Raw genomic sequence first — 18,108 nt, forward strand, 5'->3', positions numbered from 1 at the left:
TTGTCGGGTAGATCTACGGAGAACAGATTCGGCTCTGATTCGGCGGCAAATCACACTTCAGCGCCGGTTAGCTGAGGCTGATTTGTGAGGTACTGACTCTGAAATCATCAGTAACGATCCAAGCCTGAAAGTGAGAAGTACTTAGTTCGTCCCACGAGAGACACAACCGTACGTCTTCCATGCGCCTCGGCCAGACCTCCATTATATACGTCATTTCGAAGTTCGCTATCTCCGTTATTGGCTTTCTCGCCACGGTGTACTTTACGCGAACGCTGGGAGTGGAAATTTACGGATTCTATGCGATCACACTCGCACTGGTCTCCTGGCTAGGTGTCGTGAAGAGCGTCGGATTCGGCGATGCGATCGTCAAGCGAATGAGCGAGGACGAAGAGCCAGACGCCTACCTTGCTGCAGGAACGACGATCAAAGGGATACTCACCACCGTTGTTGCGGTTGGTGTACTGATTTTTCAGGAGCAAGTAAATTCCTACGTTGGCCAACCAGTTGCCGAGTTCGTTGTCCTCTTGCTAATTGTTTCAATATTCAGTGGACTGATCAGCTCTGCGCTTAAAGGTACACATCGAGTTCACGTTTATGCACCACTCAGTACGCTGAAAGAGGCTGGAAGAAGCGTAGCAATGGTTGCGCTCGTTTTTGCCGGCTGGGGGCTTTCCGGAATGCTTTTTGGACACGCTATCGGGACCGCAGTGATGGCTACGATCGGACTCTGGATCGTTCGACCGTCCATCGTTCGTCCCCAGTGGAGACACGTCGTTCGGTTGTTTGATTTCGCAAAATTTTCTTGGCTAGGGAGCATGCGAAAAAAGACGTTCAGTGAAGCGGATATCCTTATCTTGGGACTATTTGTCCCGGCTGGACTTACTGGAATTTATGCCGTTGCGTACTCACTATCGAAATTCCTCGAGATATTTGGAAGTGCAATCCAGAAGACGCTCTTCCCTGAAATGAGCAAACGATCTGCTCAGGATGATCTGGATATGATCGCGACTCTTACGAACGACGCACTTACTTTCGCCGGACTTTTCCTCATCCCTGGGATCGTTGGCTCGGCCATTCTTGGTGATCGACTGATGCTGGTCTATGGCCCAGGTTTTGACATCGGCCATTGGATTCTTGTCATCTTACTTGTTGGATTAACCGTCTATACCTACACGAAACAGCTCTTGAATACCCTCAATGCGATAGATCGTCCCGATCTCGCATTCCGAGCCAACGGTGCATTTATCGTCACGAACATTGTTCTCAATGTTGTTCTCGTCTACTCAATCGGCTGGTTCGGTGCTGCAATCGCTACTGCCTCTTCTACAGCTATTGGTTTCGTTCTCTCGCTCTACTACGTCAGGAAATTCATTGACACTCACTTGCCCTATTCTGAAATCGGTCGTCAGTCGATCGCTGCCATTAGCATGGGTGTAGTCGTCTATGTTGCCCGCCAACTTGGCGAAACAAATCTGGGATGGGTTGACGACTTCAACGTTGTATTTGTCCTGTTGCTTGTCAGTCTCGGCGCAGCCGTTTACTTCACCATTCTACTGGTTATCTCGAGGCGGTTCCGAACGACGGTCACGAACAATCTCCCATTCGACGTTCCGTTCGTGCCGACGTAACAGGGCTCACTTAGACTGTAGCCGGATCGAGCCCGTCGCTGTCGGGACTCGAGGCCTGATCGTCCTACCGTTCGAAAATCGAGACGGCGTCGACAAAGACCGCGGCAGAACCCCGGAGCATCTCGCATCGACGTCGTGATCTGATACAGGATGCCGGTGTCGACGAGACAGTCATCCGTAAAGAATATCGTCGATATCGGCCTCGTCCATCTCGAGGCCCGAACGCATCCGCCCCTGACGCATCGCCGTTTTCTCGTCCGCCGAAAGTGGCACCGTCGAGTCACGAAACGAGTCGATGACGTCGGTGCGGGATTCGTACGCGTCGTCGATCAATCGCGTGAGCAGTTCCTGTTGTGTGACGTTCTGGCCCGTTCGAAGACGGATCTCTGCCTGTAGCTCCTCGAGGTGCGATTTCGCGTCTTCGTCGACTTTTACCGCGGTCGCCATACGTCGCAGTTACACTCGTACCCCGGAAAACGTTTCCACGGTCCGGATGCGAACCGATTCGATGGTTCGCCCAGCGTTCAATCGTCGCCCTCGAGCGAACTCGCATCCAACTCCTCCTCCAGATACGCTATCCCCTTCTCGCTAACCTGATAATATCCTGCATCGTCGACTTTCTCGACTAGCCCGTGTTCCTCGAGTACACTCAGCCGCTGGCGCACAGTCGAATAGCCAATCTGGTGACCGTGACGATTCAGATTCTGATAGAGTGGCTTCGCAGGAAGCTCGAGGTCGTGTTCCGCGAGGAACTCGAGGATGAGTCCATCTTTGAGCGACATCCACGCAGGTCGGGGGCGCATTCGAGGCAGTCGTCCCACTGGTGAACATTAATTGTGGCTGGTCCCTCGACTGAACAACTTATTTCGTACGTGGAAGCGACGTAGATACGCTAGTCTATAAGTGGATCAAACTTGTTAGATAACTATACGGAAGCAAGAGTACGGACGTACCGCTCACAAGTCCGGAATAGCGGGCCGATGCCGCCAGCACCGAGCCCGCGAGAAGCTCCCGTAACAAGCCTACGGAAGCATGTCAAATGACGATTCACGGGGTAATGAAAGCCCCGACCGACGAGACGAACCGACCCCCTCGAGTACCATCCGAACCCACCTCGAGACGCTCGACACACTCACTCACGCGTTACTCGAGGCCCTCCACGATCCACACCTCGAGATCGATGGCCAGCCGCCCACGGAGTCCGATCGCCGCGAGGCCCGTCGACGGTGTCGCGAGATCAGAGCGGAGACGAGCCAGCTCGGGCTCCGCCTGTTTGGACCGGACGCGGTGATTCCCTACCGTCCGGAGGGCTCGAGCGACGCCGATGCACAGGGCGGCGTGACGGTCTACTCCGGCCCGGAGTCGGACCGCCTCGAGCGCGACCGGGACGACGAATCCGACGCGACCGAACTCGAGTCGGCCGACTCCACGGACGGTTCCGAACCCGATCCGAGAACTCACGACGACGGTTCAGACGAGAGCCGGGCCACCGACGACCGACCGGACGACAGCGAGGGGACCGATGACTGAGACCGACGCCGACGCTGCCCCGGATGCCCCCGAAGCCGCCGCGGCCGATCCATCCCTCGAGACCGTCCTCGAGGAACTCCGCACCCTCCGGGCGGAGACCGAACGCCTCGACACACGAGTCACGGATCTCGAGGACGAACTCGCCGACCGGACCGAAACGGTCGACACGCTCGAGGCCCGGATCGCCGACCTCGAGTCCCAGCTCCAGGATTCCGACCGACGCCTCGAGAGCTGCGAGTCCGAGACCGAGCGCCTGGACGCCCTCACCGAAGCCACCCGCAACCGCACGGGGGCCACCAAGGCCCGTCTCGAGGAGCTGCAGGCGCGCGAACTCGAGAAGGGGGCCCACCTTCGCGCATCCAACGTCGACGTCCACGAGGTCGACGTTCCGGGCGACCGCCTCGAGCGGGTCACCAAGTCCGACGGCGAGCGCTACGTTCGGCTGCCGAACGACGACGACCCGCTCGAGCGCGAGACGACTGTCGCGCTCGCCCACGCGGATCTCCTCCCGATCCAGCAACTCGCCAGACTGGACGCGGACCTGCGGCGCTCGAGCACGGACGCCCTGCCGACCAGACTCGCGGCGAGACTCTGGGAAGCCCGCGCCGACCCCGCCGTCGACGACGATCCCTGGACCGAGGGCTGCAAGTCCGTCCGGGAGTACGTCACGGCCGGCGATCTGAAACACTGGATCCGCAGACAGGAACCCGGAACGAGCGACGCCTACGCGAAGAAACTCGTCTCCAGGACGATCGACGCCATCCTCGAGCTCTCGAACCACCGCCTCGCGGTCCGCAAGCGTACCCAGCGAAAGAACGGTCTCGAGTACACCGAGCGCCGGCTGCTCCTCCCGGCCGACGCCGAGATCCCGGGGGAGACGACCGCCTCGAGCAGTACGCCGTCTGACTCGAGCAGTAAACCATCCGCCTCGAGCGGTACCCCGTCCGACTCGAGCTCGAGCGATCGATCGAACGACCGCGAACCCGACGCCCCGGACCCGGAGACAGCTGACGTCCTCGGCTGACCGTGGACGCCCGCGAGTACCCCCACCTCGAGCACGCCTCAAGCGAGGTCCCCACGCGCTGACTCACCACGCGACCCCACGCCAGCGGCCGTCTAGCTCGTGTCGGTAGCCGTGGTTGTCCCGACTCGAGCAGTCTCGGCAGTCCACAGTGGGACGCCCTCGAGGCTTCCGCCGAAGACGACGGTTGTCCACGGACATCGATCCGATGACGCACCGAGACGATTCGAGACGATGGCGTACTTCGCCAACTCGAGAGACGGCCTATATAAAATATAAATATGAATAGAATCCATACGCTACCATGGAAGCTGAAGGTGAAACAGATGGGGGCGGTGAATCCCAGTACGGAATGTCAATCACTGTCCCGATACCGGCCGCTGATAACGACTTGTACAGATACGAAGCGACCGACGGGGTGCTTCGGATCCTCGCGGACAACCCCTACGAGGAGTTCACGATCCGAGAGCTGAGTCGATTTGTGGGGTACAGTCACCCCGCGATCTCGAACGCAGTCGGCGTACTCGAGTCGAACGCGCTCGTGACCGTCTCGGCGGAAGGGAATCGAAAGCACGTCTCGATCGACCGCAACAGACTGACGAAACCCGACGATCCGGTGCTTCGGATTCCGCAGTCCGAATTTCACGCGCCCGTTCGAACGGCACTGGACCGATTACAGGACGAATTGGCCGATGTCGTGGGCATCCTCGTTTTTGGAAGCGTCGCTCGCGGTGAGGCCGATCGGCAAAGCGACATCGATCTGTGGGTACTCGTCCAGAGCGATCGCGCGACGAACCAGCGGAGAGCGAACGAAATCGGGACAGATCTCACAGAGACGCGATTCGCCGGCGATCGATACGAGTTTCAGATCCTCGTGGAATCGGCTCGATCCGCGTTGAACGTCAGCGATCGACTCACGGACGTGCTCGCCTCGAGTATTACGCTGTACGAGACGGAGACGCTCCGTCGGTTCAAGCGAGAGGTGCGTAGCGATGCCGAGTGACCCGTCTTCAATCGTCGCGGCGCTTCGCGATGCCGAGGAGGCGTTCGGAGGATATCGGTCTGGTGCCACGTACGAAGCCGATCTGGAGCCGGACGATCCGGAGATCACACAGCTTCGAAAAGCGTGTCGGCTACTCGAGGCCAGTCGAACGCTCCGAGCGAACGACGGGTATCATACGAGCGTGATAGAGATGTCCTTCGCGGCGATCGAACGAACGCTCGAGTGGTACGTCCTCGTTCAGTCCACCGATACTGTCGGGGATTTCCAGTCCCACCGATACGCGTACGATCGGGCGGCAGCACTCGGACTATTCTCACAGTCGCTTTGCGATGAACTCTATCAGATGCATTCCGACAACCGCTCAGCCGCGTACTATCGGGATACGGTTGCGACTGCAGAACAGGCGGACGCGTTGTTTCACCTTGCCGTCGAAATCCACGAATATACCGTCCAACACCTGCAGTATTCCCACGAGTGTCGCTGTAGCCAGACACACTAACTTCGGGTTATCGGTTGCCGTCGATCCACTTGAGCCGGGAGCGACCACCGACGCTCGTATTGTTCGCGTCTGATCTGGACCGACAGTCTACAGATACCCACGGCGAGTGTCTCGGTGTCATTCGCAGGATCCGGTAACCTGCATCCCTTCTCTCGAGCAGTCTCGGCAGTCCACAGCGGGACGCGCTCGAGGCTTCCGCCGAAGACGACGGTTGTCCACGGCGGGTCCTGAACCAAGGAGGGAAACAGTTATTGCGAATTATCCATAATTCGTAATTAGATGTCCCAATCAACGTCGCCCGGGACTCGAGTGCCGATCGAGCGGCTTCGAACGGCGATCGAGCTCCTGGAGAACACGTCGCTCGCTCGAATCTACGTGTACGTTCTCCGGACCGACGGCGCGACGGTCGACGATATCGTCACTGACCTCGAGATTCCCCAGGGGACTGCCTACGACTACGTCCGGCGGCTCGAGGCCGCGGACCTCGTGATGAAGACGCGATCGCAACGGCCCTACGAGTACCGCGCCGAACCGCTGTCCGTGACGATCACGGTCGAGGGAGACCAGCGGACGATCACGGCGGCGCTCGTGGATGCAGTTGCCAGAAGCGAGACGAACGAGGATATCGCCGTCTATCTCGAGCGTCACGGAATCGACGGACTCGCAATGGCCCTCGAGTACGCTCGCGAATTCGTCGACGGGACGGTCAACGCGAGACTCGCCGCTCGCGAACTCGACTGTTCGGTGATGGAAGCGGAGATAGTTCTGCAGGCGCTCGAGCCGGTCGTTCTCGACCACCGCGACGACGAATGACGGCGGTCCACCTCGCTGATCAGTATCTATCGGGTTCACTGGCATCGCTTCCAGTAACCGACGTCGACGTACCGCGTCGAGTGAACTGACACGATCGCGAGCATGACCCGAGGCCACCGACAGAACTACGGTATCGTGCACACAATGTACATGTATGAGTTCGAGTACTCGCGTCCACTTTCGTGCGCCCGAGCGATTGATCGAACAGGCGGACGCGCTCGCCATCGCGGAGGACAAGAACCGAACTGACGTCCTCGTCGAGGCGCTCCGGGAGTATCTCGCGAACGCCAGTGACGAAGCGCCCGTTCAGCAGGCGATCGCGAACGCGTACTACGAGGACCGACTCGAGTACGAGCAGGTGAAAGCGATCGTCGGCGTCGAAACCGCGCAGAACTTCCGCGTGCTCAAAGGTCAGTTGACCGATGATCAGCTGAGTGACGACCTCGCGGCCGCGCTCGACGAATGATCCTCGTCGCAGACACGTCCGCACTCGTCAGTATCGCGAGTACCGACGATGCACGGCACACCGCGCTCCCGATACTCCTGAACGGGTACGACGTCACCGCCCCGGAACACGTGATCGACGAACTCGAGTCGATCGCTGCGTACGAGGACGAACACGGAACGGCGGCACGAGCTATTCTCGACGAACAGGAGCGACTAACGGTCAGCGCGGTCGACCTCGATTCGGACTTCCCGCTCGACGACGGCGAAAACGCGGCGGTACAGTTAGCCGAAGATATCGAAGCGGCGTTCTTCTACTGTGACGAATACAACCAGCTCGCGCTCGTCCACGCGTCGCTCTCTGACGCTCGACTCGTAACGACGCCTCGGCTCCTGAAGGCGTTCGTCGTCGACGGTGACCTCTCGGCATCGGCGGCCAAAGACCTGCTAGATGGCATTGCAGAGCGACGGAGTTGGGGCGGTAACGCGTACGTTCATCAGGCGACACGCCTGTTCGAGTGATCGATAGTACCGACGAAGCCAGACACGGGAACCGGTCGGTAGTGTTTAGATAATACCGTGAGTTATCGATACAAGCAACAAACACCACGAAAGCCCCTGGCGCTCTCGGGTCGGTGCGCTCGCTGCGCTCCTCACGTCGTTGCGGTGCTTACGTCACGCGCCTTCCCCGTGAGCGCCAGCCCCTTTCATTCCCACCCGTGTCGCCTGACCAATCGGCCATCGCGGGGTGGGAATGAAAGGGGCTGACTCGCCTCGATCCCTCCCGGGCGACGGTGAGCCGAACGACGCGAAGCGAGTCTTTCGGAACAAGCACGCGACGGAGGAGCGCGCGCAGCGAGCCCCGGTGGGTCGAGCGAGTCAGGGGCTTTCGTGGTGGTCACAGCCATTTCTGGGAGACAAGGGTGCAAACTAAACACGACCAACCGGTTCGCTCACAAAATATATACGACCACATCCGAACCGTGTAGAGTATGCAAGCAGTCGTGCTGGCCGCGGGCAAGGGCACCCGCCTTCGGCCGCTGACCGACGACAAGCCGAAGGTCCTCGTCGAGGTCGACGGCACACCCCTCATTGAGGACGTCTTCGACAACCTCCTCGAGATCGGCGCGACCGAGTTTATCGTCGTCGTCGGGTATCAGAAAGAACAGATCATCGAGCGCTACGGCGACGAGTACGAGGGCGTTCCGATCACGTACGCCCACCAGCGCGAACAACTCGGTCTCGCCCACGCCATCCTTCAGGCCGAGCCCCACATCGATGATGACTTCATGCTGATGCTCGGCGACAACGTCTTCCGTGGGAACCTCGGGGACGTGATCAACCGCCAACAGGAAGATCGCGCGGACGCGGCCTTTCTCGTCGAAGAGGTTCCCTACGAGGAGGCCTCACGCTATGGCGTGCTCGACACCAACGAGTACGGCGAGATCGTCGAGGTCGTCGAAAAACCCGACGAGCCGCCCTCGAACCTGGTCATGACCGGCTTCTACACGTTCACCCCTGCGATCTTCCACGCCTGTCACCTCGTCCAGCCCTCCGACCGCGGCGAGTACGAACTGCCCGACGCGATCGATCTGCTGATCCAGTCCGGGCGGACGATCGACGCGATCCGGATGGACGGCTGGCGCATCGACGTCGGCTACCCAGACGATCGCGACCGGGCCGCCGAGCGACTCGAGGACGCCGATACACCGACACCGGCGGAGTAACGCCTCGAGGTGGTCCTCGCGTCGGCGTCGGCCGCGGACTCCGTGAGTTGCTGGCGGCGCGTGCGGACGACGACCTGGCCGTTCGAAAGCGGATCGGCGACGAGCTGTAAGCGGTGGGGAGTGTCCGTCGATCGGACCAGTCGTCCTCACTATGTGTGTCCCACGTTTATGCCCTAGTCCCTATTCACGTAGGGTATGCAATCGCTGGCCGGCGAGTCAGTCGTCGTGATCGGGAGCGGGTTCGGTGGGCTGGCAACGGCCTGTTATCTCGCCGACGCGGGTGCCGATGTCCGCGTTATCGAGAAGAACGACCAACTCGGCGGGCGGGCGAGTCGCCTCGAGCGCGACGGCTTTCGCTTCGATATGGGGCCGTCGTGGTATCTGATGCCGGACGTCTTCGAGCGGTTTTTCGGCGACTTCGATCGCACGCCGAGTGACTACTACGAACTGACCCATCTCGACCCACATTACCGCATTTGTTTCAAGGATGGCGATCGGGTCGACGTGACGCCCGATCTCGAGCGAACGAAAGACATTTTCGAGGAGTACGAAGCCGGTGCCGGCGACGCCCTGGAGCGCTACCTCCAGAAGTCCCGGGAGAATTACGAGGTCGGGATGGAACACTTCGTCTATGAGGATCGGACGCAACTGCGGGACTACCTCGATCTCGACGTGGCACGGCAGGCTCGTGGCCTGTCCTTGCTCGGCTCGATGCAGGGTCACGTCGAGGACTACTTCGAACATCCGAAGCTCCAACAGATCATGCAGTACACGCTGGTCTTTCTGGGCGGGTCGCCGACGAATACGCCGGCGCTGTACAACCTGATGAGCCACGTCGATTTCAATCTCGGCGTCTGGTACCCCGAGGGCGGTATCGGCAGCGTCGTCGACGGGATCGCCGATCTCGGTCGCGAACTCGGCGTCACGTACGAGACCGGTCGACCGGCGACGGCGATCAAGGGTCGGGAAGGTGCGTTTCTCGTCGAGACGCCGTCGAAACCGCTGCGACCGGATCTGGTGGTCAGCAACGCCGACTACGCCCACACGGAACGCGAGTTGTTGGCTCCCCAACAGCGCAGTTACGACGCCGATTACTGGGAGTCTCGGACGTACGCGCCGTCGGCGTTGCTGCTCTATCTGGGTGTCGAGGGCGATGTCGCGGAGCTTGCCCACCACACGCTGGTCCTGCCGACCGACTGGAACGAACACTTCGACCAGATCTTCGAGGATCCCCAGTGGCCCGACGATCCGGCCTACTACGTCTGTGTGCCCTCCGAAACCGACGACAGCGTCGCGCCGGCGGGCCACAGCGCGCTGTTCGTGCTGGTCCCGATCGCGCCGGGTCTCGAGGACGGCCCCGAGACGCGGGATCGATACCGTGACCGAGTGCTGTCCGATCTCGCGGCGAACACCGGCTGTGACCTGCGGGATCGAATCGTCCTCGAGGAGCGCTTTTGCGTCTCGGATTTCGCCCAGCGGTACAACAGTTTCGAGGGGACCGCGCTGGGGCTGGCCCACACCCTTCGCCAGACGGCGCTCTTTCGCCCGCCTCATCGATCGAAAGCAGTCGACGGGCTCTACTTCGTCGGGGGCGATACCACGCCGGGCATCGGGATGCCGATGTGTCTCATCAGCGGAGAGCTTACGGCCGAGACGGTGCTCGCGGATCACGGATCGTGACTGGGGATTCGGCCGATTCCGCGCGCGGGAGCGACGACGGAACCGGAACCGACGAGGGGAGAGGAGCCGGTTCCGGGGCCCCTCGAGCAGTCCGGGGATTTCGGTCGCAATGTGGCTATCTGCTGACGCTCTCGCGGCCGCGGTTCTGGTTGTATCTGGCGGGGCCGGTCGTCGTCGGGGTCGTCTACGCGGCCGAGACGACTGGGGAACTGTTCGCACCGGCGGCGATCGCCCTGTTTGCGTACTTCCTGGTGCCGGCGAACGTGTTCCTCTACGGAATCAACGATGTCTTCGACCGGGAGATCGACGCGGCTAATCCGAAAAAGGACGAGCGAGAAGTCCGCTACCGCGGGCAGCGATCCGTCCCGATCGCCGTCGTCGCGTCGGCAGCGCTCTCGTTGGCGCTCGTCCCGTTGCTCCCGCCGGGAGCGCTGGGTTGGGTCGGCGTCTTCCTCGTTCTCGGGGCGGCCTACAGCGCGCCGCCCGTTCGGTTCAAGACAACGCCGCTGCTGGACTCGGTTTCGAACGGCCTCTATATCGCCCCGGCCGGCGCGGCCTACGTCGCTATCGCCGGCTCACAGCCGCCACTTGTGGCCGTCGTCGGCGGATGGCTCTGGGCGATGGGGATGCACACGTTCTCGGCGATTCCGGACATCGAACCCGACCGGGAAACCGGGATCCGGACGACGGCGACGGTGCTTGGCCAGCGTCGAACCTACGCCTACTGCGGGGTGTGCTGGCTCGGGAGCGTCCTGGCCTTCGGCGCGCTCGAGTACCGCCTGGGGGCGGTAATGGCCGTTTATCCGGCCCTCGTCGCCGTCATCGCCGCCACGTCAGTTTCGGTCGATCGCGCCTACTGGTGGTTTCCGGCGATCAACACCGTCGTCGGCACCGTACTTTCTCTCGGTGGACTCTGGGTGATTCTGCATGGATGAATCCGATTTTGGTGGAGAATCGAGCGACGAGTCCCCGACCAGTCACGACCCTCCGACCGGTCGCCCGATCGACGAGCACGCTACTGGGACGGGGTCGACGGTGGCAGCCGATGACGGGTCGACGACGCGGGCAACGGTACAGCGTCGCCTCGAGAGCGTCATTCGGGAGAATCGGTTCACGATCGCGGTCGTCTTCCCGCTCGTCGGGGCGGTGACGCTGGTCGCCAGCGCCGAAGGGAGGCTGCCGGCCCCGCTCGCGTACAATCCGCTGTTGATCCTGTTCGGGACGCTGGTGATGCGGTCGCCGCTGCTGGTCGGGCTTGCACCCCGGATCGGCTGGTGGGCGCTCGGTTCGCTTGGCCTTTTGACGATCTACACCTACGCGATCGAACTCGTCGGCGTGCGAACCGACTGGCCCTACGGTGCCTTCGAGTATACGATTCAGCTCGGGCCGATGGTACTGGGCGAGGTGCCACTCGCGCTGCCGGTGTTTTTCATCCCGCTGGTGTTGAACGCCTACCTGCTGACGCTGCTCGTCCTGGGATCGTGGCGAAATCGCGCCGTCGTTCGGGTGCCGACGGCGATCGCCGCCGTCGTCGCGATCGATCTCGTCCTCGATCCGGCCGCCGTCGCCATCGGCTTCTGGGCGTTCGAACCGCCGGGGATCTACTACGGCGTCCCCGTCTCGAACTACGTCGGCTGGCTCATCTCCGGCAGCGTCGCCGTCGTCCTCGTCGATCTGGCGTTCGATCGAACCGCGCTGCTCGAGCGCGTCCGCGATTGCGAATTCATCCTCGACGATCTGGTGAGTTTCGTGTTGCTGTGGGGCGGGATCAACCTGCTCTATGGCAACTGGGTCGCCGCCGCCGTCGCCGGTGCGTTCTGTCTCGGCCTCGCGAGGACGGACCGATACGACCTCGAGATGGTGCGGACGGCCGTCCCCGGCCGCAGCGGGTGACGCGACTCGCGATTCCCGAATCCGTCGGCGAGAACCGTCCTCGAGTGGGTTCGGCGAAAACCGCCGACGACTGGCGCCGGTCAGACGAACACACTGCTGATCGGATCCCCGAACACCAGCAAGAGCCCGACCGCGGTAAACGTCAGCGCCAACCAGATGCCGAGGCCGGCCGCAGCCGTTCGGGCCATCTCTCGGTCGATCGCCACGGCGTCGTGGTCGTCTATCACTACGGGGTCGGCTTCGGGCTGTCTGGTCGCCGTCTTGTGACCTGATTGCGTACTCATACGCCACCGTTGGATCTGCCAACCCACAATTTCGCAGCCATGATATCGAGGGCATTGAAATACTCGTGACTTGCTCGAACCGATCTGCATGCACGCAGCAAGTGAATTACCGGGCGATGGCGCGAGCGTTATCGGGTCGGGACGCTCCCTTCGTGGCCCGGCCCTCGCCGCTCCGGCTCGACCGTCGGGATCGCCGAGACGCGCTGAAAGACGGCCTCGGGGTCGCGATTCCAGTGCCAGTGCCATCGGGTCTTCGCGAGACACCACAGCTTCCGGGTCGTCGATAGCGACGGCTCACTCGAGAGCACGTCGTACTCCTGGTTGCGGATGAGCGCGTGGTGTTCGGCATAGAGGACGGCCGCGAGCAACACCGGCAACTGGCAGTCCTCGGGGAGATAGCGGATTCCCGCGACCCCCTCTCGGTAGAGATCCTCAGCGCGCTGGAGTTCGTCGGCTATCGCCGCGGCGAACGCCTCCGAGTGCTCGAGGCGCTCGATTTGCTCGGTCGAGACGCCATGATTTCGCAGCGTCGACCGGGGAATGTAGATGCGGTCGCGGTCGACGACATCCTCGCGGACGTCCCGCAGGAAGTTGGTCAACTGGAAGGCCTCGCCGAGCCGTCTGGCGTGGGGGAGGGCCGTCTCGTTCATCGCCGGTTCCATGATCGCGGTCATCATCACGCCGACGGCGGCCGCCGAGCCGCGCATGTACGCCTCGAGGTCGGCGTACGTTTCGTACTGACTGGTCGTAATGTCGGCGGCCATCGCGTCGATAAACTCGTCGACCGTCTCGTCGGCGATGTCGTAGCGGTCGCGAAGTTCGACGAACGCCTCGAGCACTGGGTCCTCGGCCTCGATTTCGCCGAGTGCCTGTGCCCGCAGCGACTCGAGTTCGGCGCGCTGTTCGTCCGGGGGAACGCCGGCGGCATCGTCGACGATTTCGTCCGCGATACGAAAGAACGCGTAGAGGACGTGGGTCGCGTGACGGACTCGCTCGGGGAGGAATCTGGTCGCGAGGTAGAACGTCTTCCCGGTCCGCTTCTGTATCGCCTTGCTCGCGTCGATCTGTCGTTGATGCATTATGGCTCCGTTCCGATGGGGTCGGATGCCAATTCTACGACAAATGTCTATAAAATACCTCTCCCCTACTAGTCAGGGATTACCGCGGTAGGGAGCCGATACTCCCCTACCTGAGGTCCCTACTCGAGGGAGTAATCGATGCCACCGTCGAACAGCGCCTCGACGAGCTTGCGCTGTGCCGAGCGGAGGTGCTGGTGGAACGTCGACCGCGAGATATCCATCGACGCGGCCAGTTCCTCGCCAGAGACGGCACGCGGCCATGCGAAGTAATCCGCAGCGTAGGCCTTGCGAAGCGCCAGTTGCTGGCGGTCGGTGAGTTCCGATTCGACGGTCGCGGCGAGATCCCAGGGCGTCCGCGAGGGCTGTTCGGTCTCGTGATAGCTGAGGAGCTCGACGCGGTCGTAACGCTCCTCGAGAACGTCGTAAATCGACCGAGCGGCCTGCCCGTTTCCGGCCTCGAGAGCGAGGTCGGCGATCCCGTCGGAAACCGTGAGCTGACGGATCACCACGCCGTGTTCGCCGAGCGTCGTCACGAGCCCGCTACGGAGTGCGACTTCCAGGAGGAGACTGTCCTCGTAGGCTGCAACCACCGCTGCATCGACGATGGCGTCGACGGCGGTCGCCGCCTCGGTGACGTCGCCCTCGTGTTCGGCGAAGTCGGCTCGATCGACGTGGACGAACGCAAGCGGCGTTCCCTCGTCGTAGGCGAGGCCGCGATACTCGAGACTGGTCCCGAGTTCGTCGGCGAGTGCAGTGACGAACAGATCGGGGTCTTCGATCGCGAGTTCGACGTTGACGACGCCGTCGCTGGTGACCATTCGCTGGGTTTCGATCGCGTTGATGGCGGTCGAAATCGTCCCGCCGAGGGCGTCGAGGACCGCCAGCTCTCGCTCGGTGATTGCCCCAGTGTCGGCGACGTAGAGGACGACGACGCCGTAGGAGACGTCGCCATAGCTGATCGGGACCGCGACGACGGATCGAACGGGAGGGTCGGTTCCGGCGGGCCACCAATCGACATCCTCGCCCGCGGTCTCGTCTTCGAAGCGTTGGGACTTGCCGGTCTCGATCGCGCGAACGGCGGGATGAGTGGCGTCGCCGTCGTGGTTGACAGTTGGGAGCGTAATTTCGTCATCGATCGTGGATCCATCGGCACCCTCGAACTCCGTGGCGCCCGCCCACGCTTGCGGGGTGAGCCGTTGGCTCGTCACGTCGAGACGACCGACCCACGCGCCGACGTAGGGATCGGTCTCGACGAATTGGTCGCAGACGCGCCGTTCGATCGCTTCGCGCGAGGTGGCGCTGACGGCCGTATCGGTCACGTCCTGGACCAGTCCGTTTAACCGCTCGAGAACGTGCTCGAGCGCCTGGCGTTCAGCCCGGGCGCGCTTGGCCGAGTCCTCGGCAGCGATCTCGGCCAGCCGCCGGTCGGTGATATCGAGGTGGGCAACGGCAACCCGAACCGCACCATCGACCGTGAACCGAATCGCCCGCATCGTAAACCACCGTTTCTCGTCGGGCGAGTGGCACGGATACTCCATCGCGAACTGGTCGCGGTCCCCCTCGAGAACGGCCTCGAGGCCGGTGACCGCACGACTGGCGTGACTATCATTGTCCTCGCTCATCGCGGCCGTCGCGACGTAGTTTACTCCCACGTAGTCGGTCGAATCGTCCGATCCGAACTCGCGCCAGGCTCGGTTGGTTAGTACGATTTTGCCGTCGCTATCGATGACGGCGACCGAAAACGGGAGCGTCTCGAGGGTCGCTGCAGCGAGCTCGTTCCCAGCGGACATCACTCGACAGTACGAAGAGAGCAACCTTAACGCACGCGGATATCGACCGATGAACCAGTCATCCGGCTGTTAATTTGGGTGCTCGAGTAGCTCGTCGCGCAGCATCGGCAGAAATGTGCCGATGTCCGTAACCATCCCGACGGCTTGTGCGCTGCCGCGATCGAGCAACTGGGTGACGGTTGCCGGATTGATATCGACGCAGACGGTTTTGGTGGTCGACGGAAGGCAGTTGCCGACGGCGACGGCGTGAAGCAGCGTCGAGAGCATGAGTACGAGGTCGGCCTCGCGAGCCTGCTCGCGGATCGCGTCCTGGGCCTCGACCGCGTCGGTGATCGTATCGGGAAGCGGCCCGTCGTCGCGGATCGACCCCGCGAGAACGTAGGAGACATCGTTGTCGACACACTCGTACATCACGCCCTCCTCGACGACGCCCTCGGCGACCGCCGCCGGAATGCCGCCGAGGCGGACGATTTCACTGATCGTGTAGATGTGGTGTTTGTGGCCCGATCGCGGATGCTCGAGCGATTCCGTATCGACCCCCAACGAGGTGCCATAGAGGTCGCGCTCGAGGTCGTGGACGGCAAAGCCGTTGCCGGCGCTCAGGCTGTCGACGTAGCCCGCACGGACGAGATCGGCCAGCGCGTTTCGGCCGCCCGCGTGGACGATCGCCGGGCCACAGACGGCGAGAACGCTGCCGTCGTCGTCCCGAACCGACCGCATCTCGTCGGCGATCTCCTCGATCAGCGATGTCGAGGGGCGCTCGCTCGAGACGCCACCCTGCATGAAGCCGAACGATCCGTCGGCCTCCCGAGGCCGCTCGGGCGGCTCGACCCGGATGCCGGTTTCACCGGTGACGACGAGGTCGCCTGCCTCGATAGCGTTCAGGACGGTGGTATGGACGCGAGGCGTTCCGTCGTCGTCAGCTCGGTCGACGACGAGCGCACAGTCCATCTCGGCGTTCTCGACGGCGAGCCACTCGCCGTCGACGCGGACGAACGTCGGATGATTCGTCGTCGAGTAGAAATCGACGGGAACGACCTGGTCGGCCGGTGCGGGCTCGAGGACCGCGTCGCGGGGGTCGGCGACGGTCGCGCCCTGCTGGTTGAGTTCGTGGAGGATCGCCCGGAGATCGGCCTCGCTGTCCGCCAGGACGCGCATGCGACAGTAGGTTTCCTCGTGTTTGTGGCGGCCGACCTCGAACGCGTCGACATCGAACTCGCCGCCCATGTCCATCACGATGGCAAAGCAGGCACCCATCGTCCCCGAGTCGATGATGTGACCCTCGAGTTCGACGGTCTGTGAGACGGTCATTGGTTGCCATTCGTTGCCACAGTCCGTCAATCTGTGCGTTCGATCAGTGCCGGCTGAAACTGGTCTCCGAGCCGGCCGTTCACGCCCGTTGAGAGGTCGACCAATACTTTTGTACAGGGTCGTCGATGCCCACACCAGCGATCAATCGTGACTACTGACCACCCAGCGTCGCGGACCGTCGAACTGTGGATCCGGGGATGTACGTCGCCAGCCCCCGATTCGAACCAGGAACGGGCGCTCGATACGCTCGAGCAACTCGACGAACGTGGTGTCGTCGAGGGAGTGACAGTGGGTGTCTGGGGCGACACGTTCGAATCCTCGTCGCTCTCCGAGCAGGTCTCACAACTCGAGCGCATCCAGTCTCGCCTCGAGGCTTTCGAGGCGTGGGCCGCCGAGAACGATCGTCGGCTCGAACCCTGCTTTCGACGGCGACAAACCCACTCGCAGCTGACAGGAGCGAACCGCGAGGTCTGGCGGCTCCCGGCGGTTGCACTCGCCGAGTTCGACGGCGACGACCTCGTCCACGTTGCGCCCTGCCGGGACGGCGATCGAACGGTGGACATCTTCGACCGACTCGAAGTCCTCGAGTCGGGTACCGGTTCGGAGACTGTCGTCCGATTCGACGGCAACCGCGGGAACCCGCGGGAGACGGGCGACGGTGACCGAACCGAACCACGCACGGAGCGTGACGAGTTCGCTGGTCCACGGGTGGGCAACCCATATGGGACTCGATAACATAGTGGTGCGTATGTCCGGCGATTCAACCACAGCCCGACTCTCACGGTGTCGAAACTGCGGCTTCGAGGCTCCCGGCGGCGGCGAGGAATGGCTACGACTCGAGGTACCGAAGCTCGGCCGGATGACCCAGTGTCCGAACTGCGAGAGTACCGACGTTATCACACACCGATAACGTCGCGAGCGCTGCACTCGATTTCCACGCGGTCGCCTCGTGCGTGGACAGACTCTTCAACGTCACGCGCCAAGGGAGACGTATGAGCCAGGAGTCGACCCCGGACCTTCCAGAAACCGACGAACAGTGGCGCGAGGAACTCGACGAGGAGGCCTATCGCATCCTTCGCGAGGCCGGCACCGAGCCGAAGTTCAGCGGCGAGTACGTCGATCACAAGGCCGACGGAAGCTACGCCTGTGCCGGTTGTGGCACCGAACTGTTCGACTCAGAGACGAAGTTCGACTCCGGCAGCGGCTGGCCGAGCTTCTACGACGCCGCCGGCGACCGCATCGAGACTCGATTGGATACCAGCCATGGCATGCGCCGCACCGAAGTGCTGTGTGGCACCTGCGGTGGTCACCTCGGGCACGTCTTCGACGACGGCCCCGAACCGACCGGCAAACGCTACTGCATCAACTCCGCCGCCCTCGAGTTCGACGAGGTGTAGGACCCGCAA

General features: G+C 62.3%; 21 protein-coding genes. 15 read left to right on the top strand and 6 right to left on the bottom strand.

Annotation, left to right across the window (positions count from 1 at the left end; all coding sequences use genetic code 11):
• Positions 1 to 179: 179 nt before the first annotated feature.
• Complete coding sequence (locus D8Y22_RS18860; protein ID WP_141466226.1) at positions 180 to 1,628, top strand: oligosaccharide flippase family protein; 1,449 nt, start codon at positions 180 to 182, stop codon at positions 1,626 to 1,628.
• A 171-nt stretch (positions 1,629 to 1,799) separates the two neighbouring features.
• Here the strand turns inward: D8Y22_RS18860 and D8Y22_RS18865 are convergent, their stop codons facing one another.
• Both D8Y22_RS18865 and D8Y22_RS18870 read right to left on the bottom strand, forming a co-directional pair.
• A complete protein-coding gene (locus D8Y22_RS18865; protein WP_141466227.1) occupies positions 1,800 to 2,075 on the bottom strand; it encodes a hypothetical protein in 276 nt (91 codons plus the stop codon).
• Between the two features lie 77 nt (positions 2,076 to 2,152).
• Positions 2,153 to 2,410, bottom strand: coding sequence for a winged-helix domain-containing protein (locus tag D8Y22_RS18870; RefSeq protein WP_141466273.1), 258 nt, complete (start codon positions 2,408 to 2,410; stop codon positions 2,153 to 2,155).
• 250 nt (positions 2,411 to 2,660) lie between these two features.
• Here D8Y22_RS18870 and D8Y22_RS18875 point away from each other — a divergent pair, with 250 nt between their 5' ends.
• The 11 genes from D8Y22_RS18875 to cruF all read left to right on the top strand — a co-directional run bounded on the left by D8Y22_RS18875 (position 2,661) and on the right by cruF (position 12,238).
• Positions 2,661 to 3,158 carry a hypothetical protein gene (locus D8Y22_RS18875; protein WP_246084512.1) on the top strand — a complete coding sequence of 166 codons (498 nt, stop codon included), beginning with the start codon at positions 2,661 to 2,663 and terminating at the stop codon, positions 3,156 to 3,158.
• A complete protein-coding gene (locus D8Y22_RS18880; protein ID WP_141466228.1) occupies positions 3,151 to 4,182 on the top strand; it encodes a hypothetical protein in 1,032 nt (343 codons plus the stop codon). The genes D8Y22_RS18875 and D8Y22_RS18880 overlap by 8 nt, the downstream gene beginning before the upstream one ends.
• Before the next feature lie 301 nt (positions 4,183 to 4,483).
• On the top strand, positions 4,484 to 5,182 hold the full coding sequence (locus D8Y22_RS18885; RefSeq protein WP_141466229.1) for a nucleotidyltransferase domain-containing protein: 699 nt from the start codon (positions 4,484 to 4,486) through the stop codon (positions 5,180 to 5,182).
• Positions 5,172 to 5,681, top strand: a complete 510-nt coding sequence (locus D8Y22_RS18890) for a DNA-binding protein (RefSeq protein ID WP_141466230.1) — start codon at positions 5,172 to 5,174, stop codon at positions 5,679 to 5,681. Before D8Y22_RS18885 ends, D8Y22_RS18890 begins: the two co-directional genes overlap by 11 nt.
• 279 nt (positions 5,682 to 5,960) lie before the next feature.
• The gene (locus D8Y22_RS18895; protein ID WP_141466231.1) at positions 5,961 to 6,494 is read left to right on the top strand and encodes a DUF7437 domain-containing protein; all 534 of its coding nucleotides are present in this window, start codon (positions 5,961 to 5,963) and stop codon (positions 6,492 to 6,494) included.
• A gap of 154 nt (positions 6,495 to 6,648) precedes the next feature.
• Positions 6,649 to 6,960: a ribbon-helix-helix domain-containing protein gene (locus tag D8Y22_RS18900; protein WP_141466232.1), complete on the top strand. Its 312-nt coding sequence runs from the start codon at positions 6,649 to 6,651 to the stop codon at positions 6,958 to 6,960.
• Positions 6,957 to 7,460, top strand: coding sequence for a PIN domain-containing protein (locus D8Y22_RS18905; protein WP_141466233.1), 504 nt, complete (start codon positions 6,957 to 6,959; stop codon positions 7,458 to 7,460). The genes D8Y22_RS18900 and D8Y22_RS18905 overlap by 4 nt, the downstream gene beginning before the upstream one ends.
• Positions 7,461 to 7,930: 470 nt before the next feature.
• The gene (aglF, locus tag D8Y22_RS18910; protein ID WP_141466234.1) at positions 7,931 to 8,665 is read left to right on the top strand and encodes a UTP--glucose-1-phosphate uridylyltransferase AglF; all 735 of its coding nucleotides are present in this window, start codon (positions 7,931 to 7,933) and stop codon (positions 8,663 to 8,665) included.
• Positions 8,666 to 8,860: 195 nt separating this feature from the next.
• Positions 8,861 to 10,345, top strand: a complete 1,485-nt coding sequence (locus tag D8Y22_RS18915; RefSeq protein ID WP_141466235.1) for a phytoene desaturase family protein — start codon at positions 8,861 to 8,863, stop codon at positions 10,343 to 10,345.
• 119 nt (positions 10,346 to 10,464) lie between these two features.
• Positions 10,465 to 11,280, top strand: a complete 816-nt coding sequence (locus D8Y22_RS18920) for a prenyltransferase (RefSeq protein ID WP_246084513.1) — start codon at positions 10,465 to 10,467, stop codon at positions 11,278 to 11,280.
• The gene (cruF, locus tag D8Y22_RS18925; RefSeq protein ID WP_141466237.1) at positions 11,273 to 12,238 is read left to right on the top strand and encodes a bisanhydrobacterioruberin hydratase; all 966 of its coding nucleotides are present in this window, start codon (positions 11,273 to 11,275) and stop codon (positions 12,236 to 12,238) included. The genes D8Y22_RS18920 and cruF overlap by 8 nt, the downstream gene beginning before the upstream one ends.
• 80 nt (positions 12,239 to 12,318) lie before the next feature.
• On the opposite strand, the gene D8Y22_RS18930 is transcribed toward cruF, so the two are convergent.
• From D8Y22_RS18930 to D8Y22_RS18945, 4 genes are all read right to left on the bottom strand, one after another.
• A complete protein-coding gene (locus D8Y22_RS18930) occupies positions 12,319 to 12,522 on the bottom strand; it encodes a hypothetical protein (protein ID WP_141466238.1) in 204 nt (67 codons plus the stop codon).
• 128 nt (positions 12,523 to 12,650) lie between these two features.
• Positions 12,651 to 13,601: a phytoene/squalene synthase family protein gene (locus D8Y22_RS18935; protein WP_141466239.1), complete on the bottom strand. Its 951-nt coding sequence runs from the start codon at positions 13,599 to 13,601 to the stop codon at positions 12,651 to 12,653.
• 119 nt (positions 13,602 to 13,720) lie between these two features.
• Entirely contained in the window at positions 13,721 to 15,391 is a 1,671-nt protein-coding gene (locus tag D8Y22_RS18940; RefSeq protein WP_141466240.1) for a bacterio-opsin activator domain-containing protein, read from the bottom strand.
• Between the two features lie 69 nt (positions 15,392 to 15,460).
• On the bottom strand, positions 15,461 to 16,702 hold the full coding sequence (locus D8Y22_RS18945; protein WP_141466241.1) for an ornithine cyclodeaminase: 1,242 nt from the start codon (positions 16,700 to 16,702) through the stop codon (positions 15,461 to 15,463).
• Positions 16,703 to 16,849: 147 nt separating this feature from the next.
• Here D8Y22_RS18945 and D8Y22_RS18950 point away from each other — a divergent pair, with 147 nt between their 5' ends.
• The 3 genes from D8Y22_RS18950 (at position 16,850) to msrB (ending at position 18,099) form a co-directional block, all read left to right on the top strand.
• Positions 16,850 to 17,437: an HTH domain-containing protein gene (locus tag D8Y22_RS18950; RefSeq protein ID WP_141466242.1), complete on the top strand. Its 588-nt coding sequence runs from the start codon at positions 16,850 to 16,852 to the stop codon at positions 17,435 to 17,437.
• Positions 17,438 to 17,450: 13 nt separating this feature from the next.
• Positions 17,451 to 17,612 carry a hypothetical protein gene (locus tag D8Y22_RS22545; protein WP_174811914.1) on the top strand — a complete coding sequence of 54 codons (162 nt, stop codon included), beginning with the start codon at positions 17,451 to 17,453 and terminating at the stop codon, positions 17,610 to 17,612.
• Between the two features lie 82 nt (positions 17,613 to 17,694).
• Positions 17,695 to 18,099, top strand: a complete 405-nt coding sequence (gene msrB, locus D8Y22_RS18955) for a peptide-methionine (R)-S-oxide reductase MsrB (RefSeq protein WP_141466243.1) — start codon at positions 17,695 to 17,697, stop codon at positions 18,097 to 18,099.
• The last annotated feature ends 9 nt before the right edge of the window (positions 18,100 to 18,108 follow it).

Origin of the sequence: Salinadaptatus halalkaliphilus (genome assembly GCF_006543045.1) — an archaeon.
In the GTDB taxonomy this organism is placed as follows: domain Archaea; phylum Halobacteriota; class Halobacteria; order Halobacteriales; family Natrialbaceae; genus Salinadaptatus; species Salinadaptatus halalkaliphilus.